The sequence below is a fragment of the Streptomyces sp. NPDC001843 genome, from assembly GCF_042891955.1.
GTDB lineage: Bacteria > Actinomycetota > Actinomycetes > Streptomycetales > Streptomycetaceae > Streptomyces.
Genome location: NZ_JBIATQ010000012.1, coordinates 189,239 through 211,311, shown reverse-complemented (window position 1 = coordinate 211,311; position 22,073 = coordinate 189,239). Strand labels below are relative to the sequence as shown.

The 22,073-nt window shown below is 68.7% G+C and carries 16 protein-coding genes and 1 tRNA gene; 12 read left to right on the top strand and 5 right to left on the bottom strand.

The window, feature by feature from the left end; all coding sequences use genetic code 11:
- Positions 1-97 precede the first annotated feature (97 nt).
- Genes ACFYZQ_RS28595 through ACFYZQ_RS28575 form a run of 5 tightly spaced genes read left to right on the top strand, consistent with a single transcriptional unit; the run spans position 98 to position 9,619 of the window.
- Positions 98-1,294 carry a glycoside hydrolase family 105 protein gene (locus tag ACFYZQ_RS28595; RefSeq protein ID WP_389153891.1) on the top strand — a complete coding sequence of 399 codons (1,197 nt, stop codon included), beginning with the start codon at positions 98-100 and terminating at the stop codon, positions 1,292-1,294.
- Positions 1,295-1,298: 4 nt separating this feature from the next.
- A complete protein-coding gene (locus tag ACFYZQ_RS28590; RefSeq protein WP_389153582.1) occupies positions 1,299-2,087 on the top strand; it encodes a Tat pathway signal sequence domain protein in 789 nt (262 codons plus the stop codon).
- Positions 2,088-2,097: 10 nt separating this feature from the next.
- Entirely contained in the window at positions 2,098-5,331 is a 3,234-nt protein-coding gene (locus ACFYZQ_RS28585; protein ID WP_389153579.1) for a glycosyl hydrolase family 28 protein, read from the top strand.
- Positions 5,328-7,577, top strand: coding sequence for an alpha-galactosidase (locus ACFYZQ_RS28580; RefSeq protein ID WP_389153576.1), 2,250 nt, complete (start codon positions 5,328-5,330; stop codon positions 7,575-7,577). The genes ACFYZQ_RS28585 and ACFYZQ_RS28580 overlap by 4 nt, the downstream gene beginning before the upstream one ends.
- Positions 7,578-7,588: 11 nt before the next feature.
- Positions 7,589-9,619, top strand: a complete 2,031-nt coding sequence (locus ACFYZQ_RS28575; RefSeq protein ID WP_389153573.1) for a PQQ-dependent sugar dehydrogenase — start codon at positions 7,589-7,591, stop codon at positions 9,617-9,619.
- 21 nt (positions 9,620-9,640) lie between these two features.
- Here ACFYZQ_RS28575 and ACFYZQ_RS28570 read toward each other — a convergent pair whose 3' ends face one another.
- Complete coding sequence (locus ACFYZQ_RS28570; protein ID WP_389153570.1) at positions 9,641-11,467, bottom strand: AMP-dependent synthetase/ligase; 1,827 nt, start codon at positions 11,465-11,467, stop codon at positions 9,641-9,643.
- A 268-nt stretch (positions 11,468-11,735) separates the two neighbouring features.
- A complete protein-coding gene (locus ACFYZQ_RS28565) occupies positions 11,736-12,611 on the bottom strand; it encodes a LysR substrate-binding domain-containing protein (protein ID WP_389153567.1) in 876 nt (291 codons plus the stop codon).
- A 196-nt stretch (positions 12,612-12,807) separates the two neighbouring features.
- On the opposite strand from ACFYZQ_RS28565, the gene ACFYZQ_RS28560 reads away from it, so the two are divergent.
- On the top strand, positions 12,808-13,821 hold the full coding sequence (locus tag ACFYZQ_RS28560; RefSeq protein ID WP_389153888.1) for a bile acid:sodium symporter family protein: 1,014 nt from the start codon (positions 12,808-12,810) through the stop codon (positions 13,819-13,821).
- 36 nt (positions 13,822-13,857) lie between these two features.
- Here the strand turns inward: ACFYZQ_RS28560 and ACFYZQ_RS28555 are convergent, their stop codons facing one another.
- Positions 13,858-14,775: a zinc-binding alcohol dehydrogenase family protein gene (locus tag ACFYZQ_RS28555; protein WP_389153564.1), complete on the bottom strand. Its 918-nt coding sequence runs from the start codon at positions 14,773-14,775 to the stop codon at positions 13,858-13,860.
- 122 nt (positions 14,776-14,897) lie between these two features.
- On the opposite strand from ACFYZQ_RS28555, the gene ACFYZQ_RS28550 reads away from it, so the two are divergent.
- Positions 14,898-15,335, top strand: a complete 438-nt coding sequence (locus tag ACFYZQ_RS28550) for a MarR family winged helix-turn-helix transcriptional regulator (RefSeq protein ID WP_389153561.1) — start codon at positions 14,898-14,900, stop codon at positions 15,333-15,335.
- A 60-nt stretch (positions 15,336-15,395) separates the two neighbouring features.
- Here the strand turns inward: ACFYZQ_RS28550 and fdhD are convergent, their stop codons facing one another.
- Positions 15,396-16,244: a formate dehydrogenase accessory sulfurtransferase FdhD gene (gene fdhD, locus ACFYZQ_RS28545; protein ID WP_389153558.1), complete on the bottom strand. Its 849-nt coding sequence runs from the start codon at positions 16,242-16,244 to the stop codon at positions 15,396-15,398.
- A 178-nt stretch (positions 16,245-16,422) separates the two neighbouring features.
- Between fdhD and ACFYZQ_RS28540 the strand changes: the two genes are divergently transcribed.
- From ACFYZQ_RS28540 to ACFYZQ_RS28520, 5 genes are all read left to right on the top strand, one after another.
- Entirely contained in the window at positions 16,423-17,751 is a 1,329-nt protein-coding gene (locus ACFYZQ_RS28540) for an OFA family MFS transporter (RefSeq protein ID WP_389153555.1), read from the top strand.
- Positions 17,726-17,854 (top strand): hypothetical protein, encoded by a 129-nt coding sequence (locus tag ACFYZQ_RS28535; RefSeq protein ID WP_361448894.1) that lies wholly within the window; start codon positions 17,726-17,728, stop codon positions 17,852-17,854. Before ACFYZQ_RS28540 ends, ACFYZQ_RS28535 begins: the two co-directional genes overlap by 26 nt.
- 138 nt (positions 17,855-17,992) lie before the next feature.
- Entirely contained in the window at positions 17,993-18,940 is a 948-nt protein-coding gene (locus ACFYZQ_RS28530) for a beta-ketoacyl-ACP synthase III (protein WP_388797403.1), read from the top strand.
- Between the two features lie 142 nt (positions 18,941-19,082).
- Entirely contained in the window at positions 19,083-19,760 is a 678-nt protein-coding gene (locus ACFYZQ_RS28525) for a GntR family transcriptional regulator (RefSeq protein ID WP_389153552.1), read from the top strand.
- Positions 19,761-19,993: 233 nt separating this feature from the next.
- A tRNA-Leu gene (locus ACFYZQ_RS28520) sits at positions 19,994-20,078 on the top strand.
- Positions 20,079-20,170: 92 nt separating this feature from the next.
- Here ACFYZQ_RS28520 and ACFYZQ_RS28515 read toward each other — a convergent pair.
- The gene (locus ACFYZQ_RS28515) at positions 20,171-21,427 is read right to left on the bottom strand and encodes an MFS transporter (protein ID WP_389153549.1); all 1,257 of its coding nucleotides are present in this window, start codon (positions 21,425-21,427) and stop codon (positions 20,171-20,173) included.
- Positions 21,428-22,073: the final 646 nt, after the last annotated feature.

Below are 22,073 nucleotides of genomic sequence, written 5' to 3'. Positions count from 1 at the left end.
GATTCTACAGACATCGGATGAAAAGGTCTGGCAAAGCCCTGGTCACCACATTGTGGAGACCTCCCTGGAAGTCGATGACCGCAGCACCCGGCCCCCCATGAGACGCCGACGCCTCAGGACGGCGATCACAGTCGCCGCGGCCGCCACCGTCACCCTGGCCGCACTTCCGGCGGCCGCACCGAGCTCCGCGGCCGCGCGGAACCCCGCGGCGGTCGCGAGCCGCCCGTCCATCGTCCGTGACTGGTCCACGGCCGTCGTCGACTCGACCATGGCCCGCTACACCCCGAGCACGATCGGTGGTTGGTCGTACCCGGTCGGGCTGTACCTCTACGGCCAGTACCTCACCTACCGACGCACGCACGACGCCCGCTACCTCGCCTACATCAAGGAGTACGTCGACCGGTTCGTGAAGAGCGACGGCTCGATCAGCCAGTCGTTCAACAGCCTGGACAGCATGCAGGCCGGCCGTCTGCTGGTGATCCTCCATCACGAGACGGGCCAGGACCGCTACCGCAAGGCCGCCCAGAAGATCCGCGACCGGCTGAACACCTATCCGCGTACGAGCGACGGCGGCTTCTGGCATGCCGACACCGACTCACGGGCTCACCAGCTCTGGGCGGACGGCGTCTACATGGTGAACCCGTTCCTTGTCGAGTACGGCAAGGAATTCCAGGACAGCGCGTATGCGAACGACGAGGCCGCCAAGCAGTTGTCCGTATACGGAAGCCATCTGCAGGTGCCGAACGGACTGCTCAGGCACGCCTACGACGAGTCGAAGAGCGCGAGTTGGGCGGACGCGCAGTCGGGGCTCGCTCCCGAGCACTGGTGCCGTGCGGTCGGCTGGTACTCGATGGCGATCGTCAACGTGCTGGACGCGATCCCTGCCGGCCATCCGCGCCGTGCGCAACTCCTGGGCGTCTTCCAGCGGTTGGCCGCCGGGCTGGAGAAGTACCAGGACCCGGGGACCGGACGCTGGTTCCAGGTGATCGACAAGGGCGGCCGCGGCGACAACTGGACCGAGACGTCCTGTTCCAGCATGTTCACCTACGCCCTCTCGCGCGGTGCTCAGCGGGGATACATCGATCCGCACTACGCGGCCGTGGCCCGGCGCGGCTACGAGGGAGTACTGGCGAAACTCTCGGTCGGAGCCGACGGCCGGACCGATCTCGCCGACATCTCCATCGGCACGAACGTCGGCGACTACGCGTACTACGTGGCGCGCGACCGGGCCACCAACGACTTCCACGGCCTCGGGGCCTTCTTGATCATGAACGAACAACTGCGAGGTGATTAGTGTCATGAGCACATCTAGAAGGGCGTTGCTGGGTGCCGCTCTCGGCGGCGCGGCGGGCGCGGCCGTGGGACTGCCCGCCGCGGGCACCGCGCACGCGGCCTCGTGGCAGCAGAAATGGGCACCTTCGGCGAGCAAGGACGGACTCGGCGCCTTCGAGACCATCGAGGACGACCGTGCGGACTCGCACCCCGCCGGTCACCCGCACATCTTCGCCACCGGCGACAACTGGCGCTTCAACATGCATACGGTCGACCGCGACACGTCGACCGACCGGCAGCGACAGGAAGTCACCGGCCTGCGCACCGGCAGCAGCAGCTACCTCAAGTGGACCGAGGGCCAGACCTGGCGAGTCACGTACTCCATGTACATCCCCGCCTCGCTCAAGGCCACGACGACCTTCACCCACATCATGCAGATGAAGCAGCCCGGCAGCGGATCCTCGCCGATCGTCGTCCAGTCGCTGCGCCGGGTGAACGGTGTGCAGACCATCGAGCTGAGGCTGGCGATCGACGACATCCTGGTCGGCCGCACGGACCTGGAACCGCTGCACGACAAATGGACCGACGTCGACTTCCAGATCAAGGTGGGCAACGGCTCGGCCGGCTCGGTCCGCTGGATCCTCAAGTCCGGCTCCACCACGGTCATCGACAAGTCGAAGACCGGTGTCGACACCTTCCTCGCCGACCGCGTGCGCCCCAAGTGGGGCATTTACCGCTCCCTCGGCGACACCTCCGGGTCCCTGCAGAACACCTACCTCCTGCTGACCAACCTCCGCGGCTACCAACTCGTCTGAGGACCGTCCCATGCGACCCATCACTGCTCACCGGCACGGGGCGGCGGCGATCGTGTTCTTCGTCCTCGCCGTTGTCCTCGGGCTCGCCCACCCATCGGCCCTCGCGGCCCAGCAGCGCGGTCCTCACCCGGTCGCCGTCTTCGACGTGCGTGACTACGGCGCCAAGGGTGACGGCTCCACCAACGACTCCCCGGCCATCGACAAGGCCATCACGGCCGCGAACTCGGCGGGCGGTGGCACGGTCCGCTTCCCGGCCGGCAACTACAAGTCCAAGAACACCGTCCACATGAAGAGCAACGTGACGCTCCAGGTCGACAAGGGCGCCACGATCCAGGGCTCCAGCGCCGACACCTACGACAAGGCCGAGTCGAACCCGTACGACGACTACCAGGACTACGGGCACAGCCACTTCCACGACGCGATGATCTACGGCGACCGGCTGAACAACATCGGCTTCGTCGGCGAAGGCGTCATCGACGGCCTCGGCAACCTCATCACCGGCAACCCCAAATCCGGCGAGGCCGACAAGATCATCTCGCTCACCCGATGCAACGGGCTCAGGATCGGTGACGGACTCACGCTGCGCCGGGGCGGCCACTTCGCGGCCCTCATCAACGGCTGCACCAACGTGACCTCCGACCATCTGACCATCGACACGGCGAGCGACCGCGACGGCTGGAACGTCATCTCCACCACCAACGCCACGATCACCGACGCCACGATCCACGCGAACGACGACGCGCTGGTGTTCAAGAGCGACTACGCGCTCGGCGCCAAGCTGCCCAACGGGCATGTGCGGGTCAGTGGTTCGACCCTCGGAGCCAAGTGCTGCAACGCCCTGATGTTCGGTTCGGAGACCTGCGGCGACTTCTCGGACTACCAGTTCGAGAACATCCGTATCGACGGCGCCGACAAGTCCGGCCTCGGCATGGTCTCGATGGACGGCTCGAAGATCTCCGACGTCCACTACCGCGACATCACGATGACGAACGTCCACTCGCCGATCATGCAGAAGATCGGCACCCGCAAGCGCTGCGGCAACAGCCCCGGCGTCGGATCGATCAGCGACGTCACGTACGACGACATCACCGCCACCGGCAACAGCCCCTCCTTCAGTCCGACCCTGTGGGGCGAGTCCGGGCACCGTATCAACGGTGTGACCTTCACCGACGTCAACATCACGGTCCCCGGCGGCAACGGCACCATGTCCACCGGCGTGCCGAACAACGACTCGACCGACTACAACCCGAAGAGCATCGGCACCCGGCCCGCCTACGGCTGGTACCTGCACAACGCCGACAATGTCCGGTTCACCGACAGCTCGGTGAAGTTCGCCTCGAACGACGGCCGGCCCGCGTTCATCGCCAACGCGGCCAGCGGCATCCGGCTCACCCGGTTCACCGCGCAGAAGGGCGGCGACTCGCCCTTCGACGTGGGCTTCCAGGACGTCACCGGTGGCTGCCTGACGGACAGTCACAACACGTCCGGCGGCGCCCTGCGGGTCTCGGGAAGCCAGGACTGCGGTACGGCGGCGAAGCCGCTCGACCTGGAGAACTCCCGCCAGGACTTTCTCCGCGCCTCCGTGGGTGGCTTGTTCCTGCACTGGGGCCTGCGCACCGCACCGGCCCACACCAACTGCACGGCCTGGGAGAACGACGTCACGAACGGCGGTTGGAGCCCGGACTACTGGGTGAACGAGGCGCAGAAACTGCACACGCAGTACCTCGTTCTCGCCACCTTCCACAGCCGTCTCGGCTACGCCCGCCCCTGGCCGTCGAAGATCCCCGGCTCCTGCTCCACCAAGCGGGACTTCCTCGGTGAGCTGATCACCGCCGCCAAGGCCAAGGGCATGAAGGTCATCCTCTACATGACCAACGACCCGCAGTGGCACGACGAGGGCGGCCACGAGTGGCTCGACTCGGCCGCGTACTCCGCCTACAAGGGCAAGAACGTCGACCTGACCACGAACGACGGCTTCGGCCAGTTCAGTTACGACAACTTCTTCGAGGTCATGGACCGCTATCCCGACCTCGGCGGGTTCTGGATCGACAACGACAACTCCTACTGGGAGAGCCACAACCTCTACCAGCAGATCTACGACAAGCGCCCGAACTACACACTCAGCAACAACAACGAAGACACGCCGATCATGGACATGATCAGCAATGAGCAGAAGACGGGTATGTCGCCTGCATACGATTACCCGCAGGCCGTATACACCGCACAACCCCGACTGACCGAGGCCGACTTCAAACTGCCCTCCTCGGGCGCCTGGTGGTACGACGGATCCAACCCCACCGTCGACCGTATGCTCACTCTCGGCCGGCTGATCACCAACGCCGGTTCCTCGGTGAAGGCCCTGATGGCCGAGACCGCTCAGGTGAGCGGCAGGTTCCCGGCCAATCAGGAAGCGTTCAACAACTACGCCAACACCTACCTCGCCCCCATCTGGGAGTCCCTGCACGGCACCGAGGGCGGAGGCTACATGTACGGCGGCCTCAAACCCGGCTTCTGGAACGACGGCGCGCACGGTGTGACGACCATCGCCAAGGACGACCCGAACCGGCAGTACATCCACGTCCTCACCCCGCCCAGCACCAGCACCCTGCGGATCCGCGACAACGGCTACCGCATCGCGTCCGTCACCAACCTCCGTACGGGCAAGGCGGTCTCCTGGTCGCAGTCCGGCGGCGTGCTCACCCTGACCGGGCTCGGCGACTGGGACCCGTACGACACGGTCTTCAAGGTCACCGCGGCCGGCCGCCAGGGCATCCTCTCGGGCGTCAAGGTCACCGCGAGCGCGTCCGCGAGCGGACACGCCGGCTCGGCGGCCGGGGACGGTGACTACCTCACCTACTGGGACAGCAACAAGACCCTGCCGGTCACCCTCACCTTCGACCTGGGCTCGGCGAAGAAGGTGCAGTACATCGGGCTCAACCAGCGGGAGGACTCCGTCGCCTACGCCCGCTCGGACACCGAGCAGTCCGCCCGGATCAAGGGCTACAAGGTGTTCCTCAGCAACGACGGCACGACCTGGGGCAGCGCGGTGAAGACGGGACAGCTCCAAAGCCGCCGAGGCGTCCAGGGCATCGACCTGACCGCCGCGGACGCCCGCTACGTACGCCTGGAGGTCGACAGCACCTGGGCCGCGTCGACCGACACCACCCGCTACAAGCGGCTGCGGATCGACGAGGCATGGATCGGCACCGCATACGCCACACCCGCGAACGGGGGACAGTCATGACCCGCATCAGAGCACTGGTGGCCGCGGCCGCCACCCTGTTGATCGCCCCGGCGATACCGCTGCTCACCACCGCCCACCCGGCGGCCGCGTCCGACAACGGCCAGTCGGCCCGCCCCGCGATGGGCTGGAGCAGCTGGAGCTTCGTACGCCGCACTCCGACGGCGGCGAAGATCAAGGCCCAGGCCGACGCGCTGGTCTCCAGCGGCCTGAAGGACCACGGCTTCGTCTACGTCAACCTCGACGACTTCTGGCAGAAGTGCGACTCGAACGGCTTCGTGGTGGACGACTACGGCCGCTGGACCGCCGACACCTCCAAGTTCCCGGACGGCATCAAAGCGGTGGCGGACTACGTCCACTCCAAGGGGCTGAAGTTCGGCTTCTACGTGACGCCCGGCATCGCCAAGAACGCCGTGACCAAGAACACGCCCATCGAGGGCACGCCGTATCACGCGCAGGACATCGCGGACACGTCCAGGACCGAGAAGAACTACAACTGCAAGAACATGTACTACATCGACTACTCCAAGCCGGGCGCCCAGGAGTTCACGAACTCCTGGGCGAAGCAGTTCGCTTCCTGGGGAGTCGACTACCTGAAGATCGACGGCGTGGGCAGCGCGGACATCCCCGACGTCCAGGCCTGGGACAAGGCGCTGCGGGCCACGGGACGGCCCATCAACTTCGCGCTGTCCAACAACCTTCCCATCGCCAACGCCGCCACCTGGAAGCAACTGGCCAACAGCTGGCGCACCCAGGGTGACGTCGAGTGCTACTGCGGGCCCGGCGACAACGGCAGTGGCTACCCGCTGACCGACTGGTCGCACGTCTCCAAGCGTTTCGACTCCGCCGCGTCCTGGCAGCCGTACGCCGGACCGGGCGGCTGGAACGACCTGGACTCGCTGGAGATCGGCAACGGCGACCAGGTGGGCCTCACGGCCGACCAGCGCCGCTCGCACTTCACGCTGTGGGCGATGGCGGCGGCCCCGCTGCTGCTCGGCACCGACCTCACCCACCTCGACTCGGTCGACAAGGCCATGCTGACCAACGACCGGCTGATCGGTGTCGACCAGGACGGGGTCGCTGCCAAGCGGATCGTGAACAGCGGCGTCCAGCAGGTCTGGAGCAAGAAGGAGAAGGACGGGAACTACGTCGTCGCGCTCTTCAACACCGGTACGTCCGGCAACAGCACGGTCAGTGTGAACTGGTCGCAGGTCGGCTTCAGCGGGTCCGGCGACGTCACGGACCTCTGGTCCGGCTCCCACAAGGGCGTCGTCGAGGACTCCTACAGCGCGACACTGCGACCGGGTGAGACACGGCTGATCCGGGTGAAGCCGGTGAGCTCCCTCAAGGCCGTGGCCGCCTCGCCGGGCATGGCGGTCGCCCCCTACGAGTACCTCGGCTGGGGCAATCCGCCGAGCCCCACGTCCGTGATGTCCGCGACCGGCGTCGAGTGGTTCACGCTCGCCTTCGTCCTCTCCGACGGCACCTGCAACCCCAAGTGGGACGGCACGCGCGCGCTGACCGGCGGCAGCGACCAGTCCACGATCAACGCCATCAGATCGGCCGGCGGGGACGTGGTCGTCTCCGTCGGCGGCTGGAGCGGGAACAAACTCGGGGAGAAGTGTTCCAGCGCCTCCGCGCTGGCGGGCGCCTACCAGAAGGTGATCAACGCCTACAAGCTGAAGGCACTCGACATCGACATCGAGAACACCGAGTGGTCGAACGCCACCGTGCGGCAGCGGGTGGTCGACGCGCTGAAGACGGTGAAGGCCGACAACCCCGGCCTGAAGACCATCATCACCTTCGGCACGACGACCAGCGGACCCGACTCCACCGGGGCCGACATGATCAAGCGGGCCGCGAACTCGGGCCTGGCGAACGACGTCTGGTGCATCATGCCGTTCGACTTCGGCGGCGGCACCAGCAACATGGGCACCCTGACCACCCAGGCGATGGAAGGCCTCAAGGCGAAGGTCAAGTCGGCGTACGGCTACAGCGACGCCACCGCCTACGCCCACATCGGGCTGTCGTCGATGAACGGCAAGACCGACGACTCCGGGGAGCGCGTCCGCACCGCCGACTTCAAGACGATGCTCACCTACGCCCAGCAGCACCACATCGGGCGCCTCACCTACTGGTCCGTCAACCGGGACCGCGCCTGCGGCTCGGGCGGCGACGGGGACGCCTGCAGCGGCGTGTCGCAGCAGCCGTACGACTACCTCAAGGTCTTCGCCCAGTACACGGGCTGAGGGGAACCACCATGCGACTGAAGAGAATTCTGCCGTGGGGCCTTTCCCTGGCCCTCGCGCTGCCCCTGGCCGGCCTCGCCGCGGGCACCGCGCAGGCGGCGACCGACTACCAGGCCGAGGACGCCCTGATCTCCCAGGGCACCGTGGCCACCAACCACACCGGCTACACGGGCACCGGCTTCGTCGACTACACCAACATCACGGGCTCCTACGTGGAGTTCACCGTGAGCGCGGCCTCCGCCGGCACCTCGGCGGTGACGTTCCGGTACGCCAACGGCACCTCCGCCGACCGGCCGATGGACATCTCCGTGGGCGGCACGGTCGTCCGCTCCGGCGTCTCCTTCCCGGCCACCGCCGACTGGAACACCTGGGCCACCAAGACCGTCGACGTCCCGCTGACCGCGGGCACCAACAAGATCCGCGCGACCGCGACCACCGACAACGGCGGCCCGAACCTGGACCGCGTCGGCGTGGACGCGGCCGCCGACACCCAAGCGCCCACCCGTCCCGGCCAGCCCGGCTGCTCGGACGTCGGCGAGAACGGCCTCACCCTGTCCTGGGGCGCCTCGACGGACAACCTGGGCGTGACGGCCTACGACATCTACGAGCACGGCAACAAGATCAGTGAGGCTCCGGGGACCTCCACGTCCAAGACGCTGACCGGCCTCACGCCCGGCACCACCTACAACCTCACCGTCATCGCGCGCGACGCGGCCGGGAACACCTCCTCGGCGAGCCCGGTCGTCGACTGCACCACCAAGCCGAGCTCGGACACCACCCCGCCGACCAAGCCGGGCACCCTGTCGGCGTCCGGCGTCACGGCGAACAGCGCCGACCTGAGCTGGGGCGCCTCGACCGACGACAAGGCGGTCGTGGCCTACGACGTGCGCAGCGACACCACCGTCTACAAGTCGGTCACCAGCGGTACGTCGACCACGCTGACCGGGCTCGCCTGCGACAGCCCGTACAGCCTGAACGTGGTCGCCCGGGACGCGGCCGGCAACGTCTCCGCGGCGAGCAACACGGTCACCTTCACCACCAAGGCCTGCGCCACGGACGGCGGCGTCCCGTCCTCGATCTCCACCCTCTCCACCGGCTGGACCATCCCGTGGGGCACCTACTGGATGCCCGACGGCAAGACAGCGCTGGTGACCGAACGGGACGACTTCCGGGTCTGGAAGGTCGCCAAGGACGGCACGAAGACACAGGTCGGCTCGGTTCCGAACGCGGTGACGACGAACGGTGAGGGCGGTCTCCTCGGCGTGGCCGTCGACCCCAAGTGGGAGAGCAACCACTACGTCTACTTCATGCACACCGCGTCCGAGGGCAACCGCGTCGTCCGCATGACCTACGACGGCACGAAGCTCAGCGACTACAAGGTCCTGCTGCAGGGCATCAAGAAGAACCGCTACCACAACGGCGGGCGCCTCGCCTTCGGTCCCGACGGATACCTCTACGTCTCCACCGGCGAGGCCCAGACACCCGACCTGGCGCAGGACAAGGACTCACTGGGCGGCAAGATCCTTCGGATGACGGCGGACGGCAAACCGGCTCCCGGCAACCCGTTCGGCAACTACGTCTACTCCTACGGCCACCGCAATCCGCAGGGCCTCGCCTTCGACCGGAGCGGACGGCTGTGGGAGGCGGAGTTCGGCAACAGCTCCAAGGACGAACTGAACCTGATCAAGCCGGGCGCCAACTACGGCTGGCCGACCTGCGAGGGCAGTTGCAGTGTCTCCGGCATGACCAACCCCAAGGCGACCTGGAACGTCTCGGAAGCCTCCCCGAGCGGCATCGCCATCGTCCGCAACGTGATCTACATGGCGTCCTTGCGCGGCGAACGGCTGTGGCGCATCCCGATCAACGGCGACAACGAGAGCGTCGGCACGCCGACCGCCTACTACGTCGGCACCTACGGTCGTCTGCGTACGGTCACCAAGGTGCCGGGGACGGACCAGTTGTGGCTGTCGACCACCAACTGCGACAACAACGGAGGGGAGGCGGACGGCTCCGACAAGCTGTTCCGCGTGACGATCGGCTGACCGCCATCGGGTGACCGGCCGTCAGGCCCGGTACAGCGCCTCGACCTCGCCCGCGTACGCGCTCTCGATCGCCTTCCGCTTCAGCTTCAGCGAAGGCGTGAGCAGCCCGTGCTCCTCGGTGAAGGGCTGGGCGAGGATACGGAACGTACGGATCGACTCGGCCTGGGAGACGAGGGTGTTGGCGGCGACTACCGCCCGTCGCACCTCCGTCTCCAGGTCGGGGTCGCGCACCAGCTCGGCGGGCGACATCTTCGGCTTGCCGCGCATCTGCAGCCAGTGCTCGACCGCCTCCTGGTCGAGGGTGACGAGAGCCGCGATGTACGGGCGGTCGTTGCCGACCACGATGCACTGGTTGACCAGCGGATGGTCGCGGACCCGCTCCTCCAGCACACCGGGGGACACGCTCTTGCCGCCGGAGGTCACCAGGATCTCCTTCTTGCGGCCGGTGATGGTGAGGTAGCCGTCCTCGTCGAGGCTGCCCAGGTCACCGGTGGCCAGCCAGCCGTCGTGCAGGGTCTCGTCCGTGGCCTTCTGGTTGTTGAGATAGCCCTGGAAGACGTTGGCGCCGTGCAGCCATACCTCGCCGTCGTCGGCTATGTGCACGGTGACGCCCGGGATGGCCTGACCGACCGTGCCGTAGCGGGTGCGCTCGGGCGGGTTGGCGGTGGCGGCCGCGGTCGACTCCGTCAGGCCGTACCCCTCGTAGATCTGGACGCCGGCGCCGGCGAAGAACAGTCCGAGCCTGCGGTCCATCGCCGAACCACCGGACATCGCGTTTCGTATGCGACCACCCATCGCGGCACGGACTTTCGCGTACACGAGCTTGTCGTACAGCTGGTGCTGCACACGCATACCAGCGGAAGGGCCGGGCCCGACACCCCAGGCCTTCGCCTCCAGTGCGTCCGCGTATCTCACCGCGAGGTCGATGGCCTTCTCGAACGGTCCGGCCTTGCCCTCCTTCTCCGCCTTGCGGCGGGCGGCGTTGAAGACCTTCTCGAAGATGTACGGCACCGCCAGGATGAACGTCGGCTTGAACGCCTGCAGGTCGGGCAGCAGGGCGGCGGCGTTGAGCTGCGGCTGGTGGCCGAAACGGACCTTGCCGCGGATCGCGGCCACCTCGACCATCCGCCCGAAGACGTGCGCGAGCGGCAGGAACAGCAGTGTCGCCGCCTCGTCGCCCCTCCTGGAGTGGAACACCGGCTCCCAGCGCTGGATGACGGTGTCCGCCTCGAACATGAAGTTGCCGTGCGAGATGACGCAGCCCTTGGGGCGGCCGGTGGTGCCGGAGGTGTAGATGATGGTGGCGACCGAGTCGGGGGTGACCGCCTGCCGGTGCCGGTGCACCGTCTCGTCGTCGATGTGGGCGCCCGCGTCGTACAGCTCCTGCAGGGCACCCGCGTCCAGTTGCCACAGCTGGCGCAGGTGCGGCAGCCGGTCGATGACGGTGGCGATGGTCATCGCGTGGTCCTCGTGTTCCACGATCGCCGCTGAGACCTCCGCGTCGTAGAGCATCCAGAAGATCTGTTCGGCCGAGGACGTGGGGTAGACGGGCACGACCTGCGCACCGATCGTCCACAGCGCGAAGTCGAAGAGAGTCCACTCGTAGCGGGTGCGGGAGACGATCGCGACCCGGTCACCGAAACGGACGCCTCGGGCCAGCAACCCTTTGGCGAGGGCGAGGACCTCGTCGCGGAACTCGGCGGCGGTCACGTCCCGCCACCGCCCGAGCTCGTCCTTGCGGCCGAGGGCGACGTGCAGCGGGTCCTCGAGGGCATGCTCGAAGACGACGTCGGCCAGACCTCCCACCGGTGGCGCCGACGCCAACGGAGGGTTGGTGAACTCGCGCAAACCCGCTCCCCGCTCCTCGTGACGCTCGCCCAGCGCCGTGAAAGCTACCCCACCCGCACACCGGGCGGGAGGGGGGTGGAAACCGATCAAAGTTCACGTTTGTGCAGACCGACGACCGGAAAATGCCCGCACATGGGGAAGCGTCGGACAGAACCCTTACGGTTCCGTAAGTTTCGCTGCCGTAATCTCCACCGAATCTGTACGTCCCGACTACGACGCTCCTCTTTTGCCGCCGGGCCCGCCCCTCTTTCTGCCGCCGGGACCGCCGTCAGGCGCCCCGGCCCCCGCGATGCAGACGGTCGCCACTCGCCAGGATCGCCCCGGCCAGAGCGCGCGCCGCGTCCCGTGCCGCTGCCCGGGCGCGTCCGTGCACCAGGACGAAGTCGACTTTCCCGAGCTCTGGGAGTCCCGCCCGGTCGGGCACCCGGGACAGCCCGGGCGGGATCAGACCCCGGGAATGTGCCATCACGCCGAGACCGGCCCGGGCCGCGGCGACGAGTCCGTTGAGACTGCCGCTGGTGCACACGATCCGCCACGGCCGGCCATGTCGCTGCAGCGCTTCGAGTGCGAGCGCGCGGGTGATCCCCGGCGGGGGGTACACGATCAGCGGCACCGGCCGGTCGGGATCCAGGCGGAGCCGTTCGGCGCCGATCCATACCAGGCTGTCGTGCCACACCAGCTCGCCGCGCGGGTCCTGCGGGCGGCGCTTGGCCAGCACGAGGTCCAGTTTGCCGGCGGCCAACTGCTCGTGCAGGGTGCCCGACAGCTCCACCGTCAGCTCGAGGTCCACCTCGGGGTGGTCGTACCGGAAGTTCTCGAGGATCTCCGGCAGCCGGGTGAGGACGAAGTCCTCCGAAGCGCCGAACCGCAGCCGGCCGCGCACCCGGGTGCCGGTGAAGAAGGCCGCCGCCTGCTCGTGCACCGTGAGGATGCGGCGGGCGAAGCCGAGCATGGCCTCGCCGTCCTCGGTCAGTTCCACGGAATGCGTGTCCCGCAGGAACAGCTGACGCCCTACGGCGTCCTCGAGGCGGCGCACGTGCTGGCTGACGGTGGACTGCCGCACTCCGAGCCGCCGGGCGGCCCGGGTGAAGCTGAGCGTCTGGGCCACGGCGAGGAAAGTGCGCAGCTGCACGGGGTCGTACACACCATCCACCGTATATCGCGGAACGTGATGGCAGTGAGAGTGGTGTGCGTGTTTCCCGATCGGCCTGCTGGGAGGACCATGGAGAACGCTGGGAGGACCATGGAGAACGGAGAAGGTCCTCCGGTTCGGGTACCCCTCGAACGCAGCGGACGAGCATGGATGGAGCACTGTGAAACGCCTGCACCGGCCGAGTCGGATGCCGATCGACCCGTACGTCCTGCTGCTGCTCGCGACGGTGGGTGTCGCCGCCCTGCTGCCGGCGCGGGGCGTGGCCGCCGATGTCGCCTCCGGTGCCTCCACGGCCGCGATCGCCTTTCTCTTCTTCCTCTACGGCGCCCGGCTGTCCACTCGTGAGGCGGTGGACGGACTCAAGCACTGGCGGCTCCACGTCACCGTTCTGGCCTGCACCTTCGTCGTCTTCCCGGTGTTCGGACTGGCAGCGCGCGCCCTGGTGCCGGCGCTGCTGACCCAGCCGCTCTACCAAGGGCTGCTCTTCCTCACGCTCGTTCCGTCGACGATCCAGTCGTCGATCGCGTTCACCTCCATGGCCCGCGGGAACGTGCCGGCGGCGATCTGCGCGGGCTCCTTCTCCTCGCTGGTGGGGATCGTGCTCACGCCGCTGCTGGCGGCCGGTCTGCTCGGCGGGGACGGCGGAGGGTTCTCCGCCGACTCGTTGCTGAAGATCGTGCTGCAGTTGCTCGTGCCGTTCGTCGCCGGGCAGTTGCTCAGGCCCCGTATCGGCGGCTTCGTCACGCGGCACAAGAAGGTCCTCGGCCTGGTCGACCGCGGATCCATCCTGCTGGTCGTCTACACCGCGTTCAGTGAAGGCATGGTGCGCGGCATCTGGCACCAGGTGAGCGCGGTCCGGCTGGTCGAACTGCTGGCCGTCGAGGCCGTTCTGCTGGCCGTGATGCTCGTCCTGACCTGGTACGGCGCCCGTGCCCTGCGCTTCGGTCGCGAGGACCGGATCGCCATCCAGTTCGCCGGGTCGAAGAAGTCCCTGGCCTCCGGGCTGCCCATGGCGAGCGTGCTGTTCGGTGCGCACGCATCGCTTGCCGTGCTGCCCCTGATGCTCTTCCACCAGATGCAGCTCATGGTGTGCGCGGTCATCGCCCGGCGCCGGGCACACGATCCCGAGGCGTCCGTGACGCCCCCGTCGGCGCCGGGCTCGGCGTCACGGGCCACCGCCGGCACCGGGCCGAAGCGGTGAGGAAGGCCCGGCTGCCCACTTCGGCGGCGGGACGGGTCAGGGGCGCAGCACCACCTTGCCGAGATTGCTCCGCGACTCGATGACCTCGTGGGCGCGGGCAGCGTCCGTCAGCGCGAACTCCCCGTGCACCGCGGGCTTCAAGACACCCTCGGTGAACAACCGCCACAGCTCGAGCCGCAGGCGCTCGTAAAGGTCCGGCTGTCCGCGGGCGATCCGCGCCATCTGGAACCCGATCACGGACTTGGCGCCCACCAGGAGGTCGTACGCCTGGACGGTGCCGCCGCCCGAGCTGTACGCCACCAGCCGGCCGCCGGGGGAGAGGGCGGCGATCGCGGGTGTGAGCAGGTCGCCGCCGACTGCATCCAATATGTAGTCGACGGGATCGCCCCAGCTGTCGTCCGCATACGAAATGACGTCGTCGGCACCGAGGGAGCGGACGAAGCCCGCCTTTGCCGGGTCCGAGACGGCGCCCACCACCCGGGCGGCTCCGCGCACCCGCGCCAGCTGGACGGCGAGGTGACCGACCCCGCTCGCCGCCGCCGTGACGAGTACCGCCTCGCCGCGCTCGGGCCGCGCCGCCTCCAGGGCGCCGAGCGCGACCAGCCCGCTGCGCACCAGCGTGACCGCGTCGACGGCGGAGGCGGTCTCGGGCACGGGGGAGGCCATCGCCTCGTGCAGGACCGCGAAGTCGGCGTACCCGTGCCCGAAGCACAGCCCCGTCACGCGCCGGCCGACCTCGAACCGGGTGACCCCGTCGCCTACGGCCACGACCTCGCCGGCGATCTCACCGCCCAGCGGGATCGGTTCGGCGGCCTCGGCGACCTTGCGCACTACCGGCAGGGTGACGCCGACGGCCTCGGTACGGACAAGGAGTTCTCCCCGGCCGGGCCTGGGAACGGGGGCGTCCTCCAGGAACAGGGGGCCGCCTGGGAACTCGTACCGGACGCGACGCATCGCACCTCCACGGAAAGCGAACAGAGCACGGGAGCACCTGTCGAGGGCCCGAAATCGTTGGGAGGACCAACGGTATAGGTCATTCGTTGGGAAGTCCAATGATCCTTGGGTAGGCTGTTCCCATGCCCGAAGCCCCTCTCCACGCGATCCGGTCCCTTCCCAGCTGGCTCCTGGGCCGGGCGGCGGCCCGCGGCCGCGCCCTGGTCGCCGAGGCGCTGGCGACGCAGGGCATGAAGATGTGGCACCACGTCGTGCTCTCCGCCGTCCGCGATCTCGGTCCCGTCGCCCAGGCCGAGCTCGGCCGCAGTATCGGACTCGATCCCAAGGACCTGGTGGGCGTCCTGAACGACCTGCAGACCCAAGGGCTCGTCGTCCGTGCACCGGACCCCGCGGACCGCCGCAAGAACGCGGTCTCCCTCACCGGTGGCGGGGCCGCACTGCTCACCCGCTGCGAGCAGGTTTCCCGAGAGGCGAACGACGCGTTGCTCGCCCCGCTCTCGGCGGCCGAACGGGACCAGTTCATGGCCCTGTTGGTCCGGATCTCCGGCACCGAGAACTGACGGCGGCCAGTGCGCGCGCAGCAGGTGCGGTTCGTCTCCTGACCCGCCCGGCCTTTCCGGTCAGCGCCGGGCGGCCGGGGCCTCCAGGGCGATGCGGTCCTCGCCCGCGTACACGTTCATGGAACTCCCGCGCAGGAACCCCACCAGGGTCAACCCGGTCTCGGCCGCCAGGTCCACCGCCAGCGAGGACGGCGCCGAGACCGCGGCCAGCACCGGGATGCCCGCCATCACCGCCTTCTGGGCCAGCTCGAAGGAAGCCCGGCCGGAAACCAGCAGAATGGTGCGGGACAGGGGCAGGTCCCCGTTCTGCAGGGCACGGCCCACCAGCTTGTCGACCGCGTTGTGCCGGCCCACGTCCTCCCGGACGTCCAGCAGTTCCCCGCCCTCGTCGAAGAGGGCCGCCGCGTGGAGGCCGCCGGTACGGTCGAACACCCGCTGGGCCGCCCGCAGCCGGTCGGGGAGGCTCGCGAGCAGTTCGGGCGCGACACGCACCGGGGGAGTGTCGGCTATGGGCCAGCGGGCCGTCGTACGGACCGCGTCCAGGCTGGCCTTGCCGCACAGCCCGCACGAGGAGGTGGTGTAGACGTTCCGTTCCAGAGTGAAGTCGGGGAGCGCGACGCCCGGCGCGGTCTTCACGTCCACGACGTTGTAGGTGTTGGAACCGTCGGCCGTCGCCCCCGCACAGTAGACGATGTTCAGCAGATCGTCCGTGGTGGCCAGGACGCCCTCGCTCACCAGGAAGCCCGCGGCCAACGCGAAGTCGTCACCGGGCGTGCGCATGGTGATCGCGAGCGAGCTGCCGTTGAGCCTGATCTCCAGGGGCTCCTCGGCGACCAGGGTGTCCGGACGGCTGGAAACCGCCCCGTCCCGGATGCGGATCACCTTGCGTCGTTCCGTGACTCGTCCCATGCCCCTCATTGTCCTGCACGTACGTCGCAAGGACGCAGCCCGTTGCGCAGCACGCCTGCGCTCCGCGGGTTGCTCGTGCTCGGACGCCGACCGTTCACCGCATTCTGCATACCGCTCATCGCATACGGCCGACCCGTCCGCTTGATCAACCACCTTCCCGCACCTACCGTCCGGCAGCATGAGCAGTCCCCCTGTCGCGCCCCCGGGCTGGAGCCGTTGGCTCGTTCCGCCCGCCGCTCTCGCCGTCCATCTCTCCATCGGTCAGGCCTACGCCTGGAGCGTGTTCAAGCCGCCGCTCGAAGCCGCGCTCCACCTCGACGGCACCGAGAGCGCCCTGCCCTTCCAGCTGGCCATCGTGATGCTCGGTCTGTCGGCCGCGTTCGGCGGCACGCTCGTCGAACGAAACGGCCCGCGCTGGGCGATGACCGTGGCCCTCGTCTGTTTCTCCTCCGGCTTCCTGCTCTCCGCGCTCGGCGCGCAGACGGAGCAGTACTGGCTGATCGTCCTCGGCTACGGGTTCGTCGGCGGAATCGGTCTCGGCATCGGCTACATCTCGCCCGTGTCCACTCTGATCAAGTGGTTCCCGGATCGCCCCGGCATGGCCACCGGTATCGCCATCATGGGCTTCGGCGGCGGTGCGCTGATCGCCTCACCGTGGTCGGCCCAGATGCTCGACTCCTTCGGCGCCGACCATTCCGGGATCGCGCTCGCGTTCCTGGTGCACGGTCTTTCGTATGCGGTCTTCATGTCGCTGGGCGTCCTCCTCGTTCGGGTGCCACGCACCGACAAACCCGAGGGCGCCGGCGTGCAGTCCCTCACCGGCGTTCAGGTGTCGGCCCGCAGTGCGGTGCGCACTCCCCAGTTCTGGTGCCTGTGGATCGTGCTCTGCACCAATGTCACCGCCGGCATCGGCATCCTGGAGAAGGCCGCCCCGATGATCTCGGACTTCTTCGCCGGCACCTCCACGCCCGTGTCGGCCTCCGCGGCCGCCGGATTCGTCGCCCTGCTGTCGGCTGCCAACATGGCCGGCCGGATCGGCTGGTCCTCGGCCTCGGACCTGATCGGGCGCAAGAACGTCTACCGCGTCTACCTGGGCGTCGGAGCGCTGACGTATCTGCTCCTCGCGCTGGCCGGCGACGCGGCCAAGCCCCTGTTCGTCCTGTGCGCACTGGTGATCCTCTCCTTCTACGGCGGCGGCTTCGCGACGATCCCGGCCTATCTGAAGGACCTCTTCGGCACCTACCAGGTCGGTGCGATCCACGGTCGGCTGCTCACCGCCTGGTCGACCGCGGGTGTGCTCGGCCCGCTGATCGTGAACTGGATCGCCGACCGGCAGGAAGCGGCCGGCAAGCACGGATCCGCGCTCTACGGGCTGTCGTTCGCGATCATGATCGGACTGCTCGTCGTCGGCTTCGTCGCCAACGAGTTCGTCCGCCCCGTCCACGCCCGTCACCACATCCCCGCACCGAGGGAGGCCGCCGATGTCGAGCGACACCAGTCCGCCTAGCCGACGGGGGCTGATCGCGTTCGCCTGGCTGTGGGTCGCGGCGCCGCTCGGGTACGGGCTCTACGAACTCGTGCAGAAGGCGACCCAGCTGTTCACCGGGTGAATGCTTGGGCGTCCGAGAGTCTGACGGAAGCCGACAACAGGGGGGCCCGATTCCTGTGGCTTCACCTGCCGTCGTACCCGTGAGTCACTGCCCAGACTGGTGGATCCCGCCGCCCACGCCGAACGAGGGGGATTCCAGTTGAACGGCTCGCGCATCACCGCCATCGGTCACCACCAGCCCGCCAAGGTGCTCACCAACGAGGACCTGGCGGGCATGGTCGACACCAGCGACGAGTGGATCCGCAGCCGGGTGGGCATCCGCACCCGGCATCTCGCCGGCCCCGACGAGCCGGTCGACGAACTGGCGTCGCACGCCGCCGCCAAGGCCCTCGCGGCGGCGGGCCTGGCCCCCGCGGACATCGACCTCGTCCTGGTGGCCACCTCCACGGCGATCGACCGTTCCCCGAACACCGCGGCCCGGGTCGCCGCCCGGCTCGGCATCCCGGAGCCCGCGGCCATGGACGTCAACGTGGTGTGCGCCGGGTTCACCCATGCCCTGGCCACCGCCGACCACACGGTCCGCGCCGGCGCGGCGAGCCGCGCCCTGGTCATCGGCGCCGACAAGATGTCCGCGGTGACCGACTGGGCCGACCGCAGCACGTGTGTGCTCGTCGGGGACGGAGCCGGGGCCGTCGTCGTCGAGGCGTGCGGCGCGGGGGAGGAGCCCGGGATCGGGCCGGTGCTGTGGGGCTCCGTGCCGGAGATGGGCCACGCGGTACGGATCGAGGGCACGCCGCCGCGGTTCGCGCAGGAAGGACAGAGCGTCTACCGCTGGGCCACCACCCGTCTGCCGGCGATCGCCCGCCGGGCGTGCGAGCGTGCCGGAGTCGCCCCCGAGGAACTCGCCGGGGTCGTCCTGCACCAGGCCAACCTTCGCATCATCGAACCCCTGGCCGAGAAGATCGGTGCCGTCAACGCGGTGGTCGCGCGCGATGTCACCGAATCGGGCAACACCTCCGCCGCCAGCATTCCGCTGGCCCTCTCCAAACTGACCGAGCAGGGCGCACTCTTCAGCGGGGACCGGGTGCTGCTGTTCGGCTTCGGCGGCAATCTGTCCTATGCCGGGCAGGTCGTACGGTGCCCTTGAGATCACCAGTCACGCGCCCGGTTCACGGCCTACGGTCGGTTGTGCGCCGTAGATCGTAGACAAAACGCAATCGATACTGGGCGTCCACTGCATACAAGCGTGCCGTCAACGGCGGACGGTATGCCCAGAAGGGGGACCCGCGATGTTGTCGACCGGACTGCCGCAGGGAGCAGTGCCCAAGCTCGAACGCCCCGGCCCGCTGCGCGACCGCGTCTACGAGGCGCTGCTCGAACTCATCACCACCCGTGCGCTGCAGCCCGGCCAGCACCTCGTCGAGAGCGAGCTCGCCGGGCACCTCGGGGTGTCCCGGCAGCCGGTGCGTGAGGCGCTGCAACGGCTGAACACCGAGGGCTGGGTCGATCTGCGGCCCGCACAGGGAGCCTTCGTGCACGAGCCGACCGAGGCGGAGGCCGACCAGCTCCTGACCGTCCGTACGCTTCTGGAGGCCGAGGCGGCCCGGCTAGCCGCCGCCAACGCGGACGACGGGATCCTCGAGGCCTTCGAAGAGCTGTTGCTACGGGGCAGGTCGGCCGTCGCGAACCAGGACATCGCCGGCGCCGTGGCCCTGAACAGCGTGTTCCACGCCAAGATCATGGAGCTGTCGGGCAACGCGGTGCTCGCCGAACTGGGGCGGCAGGTCGAGAGCAGGGTGCGCTGGCTCTACACACCGGTGGCCCGAACGCGCGGCGAACTGTCCTGGAAGGAGCACGAGCAACTGGTCGAAGCCATCGCCGACCGCGACGAGGAGCGCGCCGCCTGGCTCATGCGGATGCACACCGAGCACACCAGGCACTCCTATCACGAGCGCGACAGGTCCTGACCACAGCCGGCGCCTTCTTCCTCACCCGGGCGGCGAGATATCTGCACCGTGCACTACCGGACCATCGCAGAGTGAGACCGCGTTCACCTGATGTGAAGGTGCGGGGCCATGGGCGCAGCGGCCCCCGTGGTCCTGCCCACACGCCGGATACGCAGGTGAAACGCACTCCGAAAGCTTGGTATTGTTGTCCATGTCGCCGCGGGGAACTCCCCCGGTAAGGCGGCAGACACCTTGTCCGGGTGGCGGAATGGCAGACGCGCTAGCTTGAGGTGCTAGTGCCCTTTATCGGGCGTGGGGGTTCAAGTCCCCCCTCGGACACTTCACGGAAGGGTGCCGACCGGTAGCGGTCGGCGCCCTTCCGCGTTGGCCGTGTTCTCCACGGTGTCCGCGCTGTCGGCATGCCCGTCCCGTCAGCCCGACGCCTCGCCGATCTTGGCCGGGGACTCGCCGAGGAACGGCTGGCCCCGGCGGACCAGGCCGAGCATCGCCCACAGGGCGAAGGCCAGCGGGACGGCACCCGAGATGATCACCTGGCCTCTGCTGGACACGAGGGAGTTCGGGGTGCCGAGGACGTAGCCCAGGCCGATGCAGATCCGTGACAGCGCCTGATAGCAGGCCCACGCGCTGCCGTGCACCTGAGCCGGCACCTGACTGTGCACCGCATTTCGCAGACCGACATTGCATATACCGTTGCCGAATCCGCCCAGCAGGAACAACGGGAAGATCACCGCGGCCACAGGCAGCAGCCCGGCGGACAGCAGCGCGACGGAGATCCCCAGCACGCCGCCCAGGATGAGCGCGGTGTGCCGCGCCGACCAGCCGGCGCGTCCGGCCAGGAGGGCGCCGGGGACGCTGCCCAGCGCCCAGGTGGCCAGGAAGAACCCGAAGAGGGTCTCGTTGCCGTCGGCCACGCCCCGCAGATAGAAGACGCCGGCGACCCCCTCGACACTGGTGGCCAGCATCGCCGCCGCGAGCGTGGGCAACAGCATGCCCACCACCGGCGCGTCGCGCAGGGCGCGGTAGCCGTCGGAGATCTTGGTGGCGGGCCGACGGCCGACGGCCACGTCCGTACGGCGCGGGACGGCCACCGCCGTGCACCCGGCGAGCACCAGGAAGGACACCGCGTCGGCGGCGAGCAGGAACGCCGTGCCCCGCGCGGAGTGCAGGAAACCCGCCAACGGCGGGCCGATCAGCCCGGCCGTCGACAGCCCCGCGGTGAGGAAGCTGTTCGCCCGCCCGGTGTGCTCCGAGCCGGCGACCACCGGCAGCATCTTGAAACCGGCCGTCACCGACGCCACGCCGGCGAGCCCGGACAGAGAGATCAGCGCCACCCGCACGTGGAAGCCGTCCACGGCGGCGGCGGTGCCGAAGGACGTCGCCTGTACGGCCAGCGCCGACAGGCACACCGTACGGGCGCTGAGCCGGTCCACCAGTGCCCCGACGAGTGGCGCGGCGAGGACGGTGGGGATCAGCTCGGCGAGGAACACCTCGGTGACCCCCCAGCGGATACCTCGGTCAGCCGCGTCCAGCACCATGCCGAGGGAGGCGAGGGAGTCGCCCACGCGGGAGAGGAGCGTTCCCGCGATGAGTACCAGCGCGGGTGCCGGGATCATCAGGCCGCGGCGCAGCGTGGTGAACCTCGTCCTCCGCGTTTTGTGCGTGTCCAATCGAGTCCAATCCATCTGCTTGCCGTGATCATTTCAAGGCTGCTGCCGGAACAGGTTAGGCCTGCTCGAGGAGCGGGAGGGTGTCCACCGGCCACCCCTCGAGCACTGCCCCGGTGGTGGCGTGGCACCCCGGTCGGGCCCCCGGAATCCTGGCTTCTCGGCCATGTCCGGTACGAGCAGCAGGTCCGCACCAGGCGTTCCGGTGCCGCGGAAGACCGTCCCTCGACGGCGGCCGAGGCCGCCCACCCATGGGCGGGCGCGGCACAACGGCCGTGCGCCGGGCGGTGTGATCGCCACCCTGACGAAGGGCGGCCGGGTTTCCGGCCACCGCCGACCGGTGTTCTGCGAGCGATCCGCGACCATCGTTTTTCGGCCAGACGCGGATACGGAGCAACCCTCCCCTTGTGGCGGAATCGGGCGGCGTGCCGGGCGGGACAACGCTCTACCCGCGTCGCGAAGTTGGCCGATGTCTGTCGGGTGGATGTCCGGAAAATGTCGGGGACGGTGGAAGGAATTCCTGGAAGAGCAAGAAGAAACGGTGCGGAAAGGGAATCTCGGGGATTTCTCCGCCCGTTCGGGAGCTTCGGCCAAACCGGCGACGGAGAAAAAACTCCGTGCCCCGGGCCGGTCGCCGTCCCTACACTCA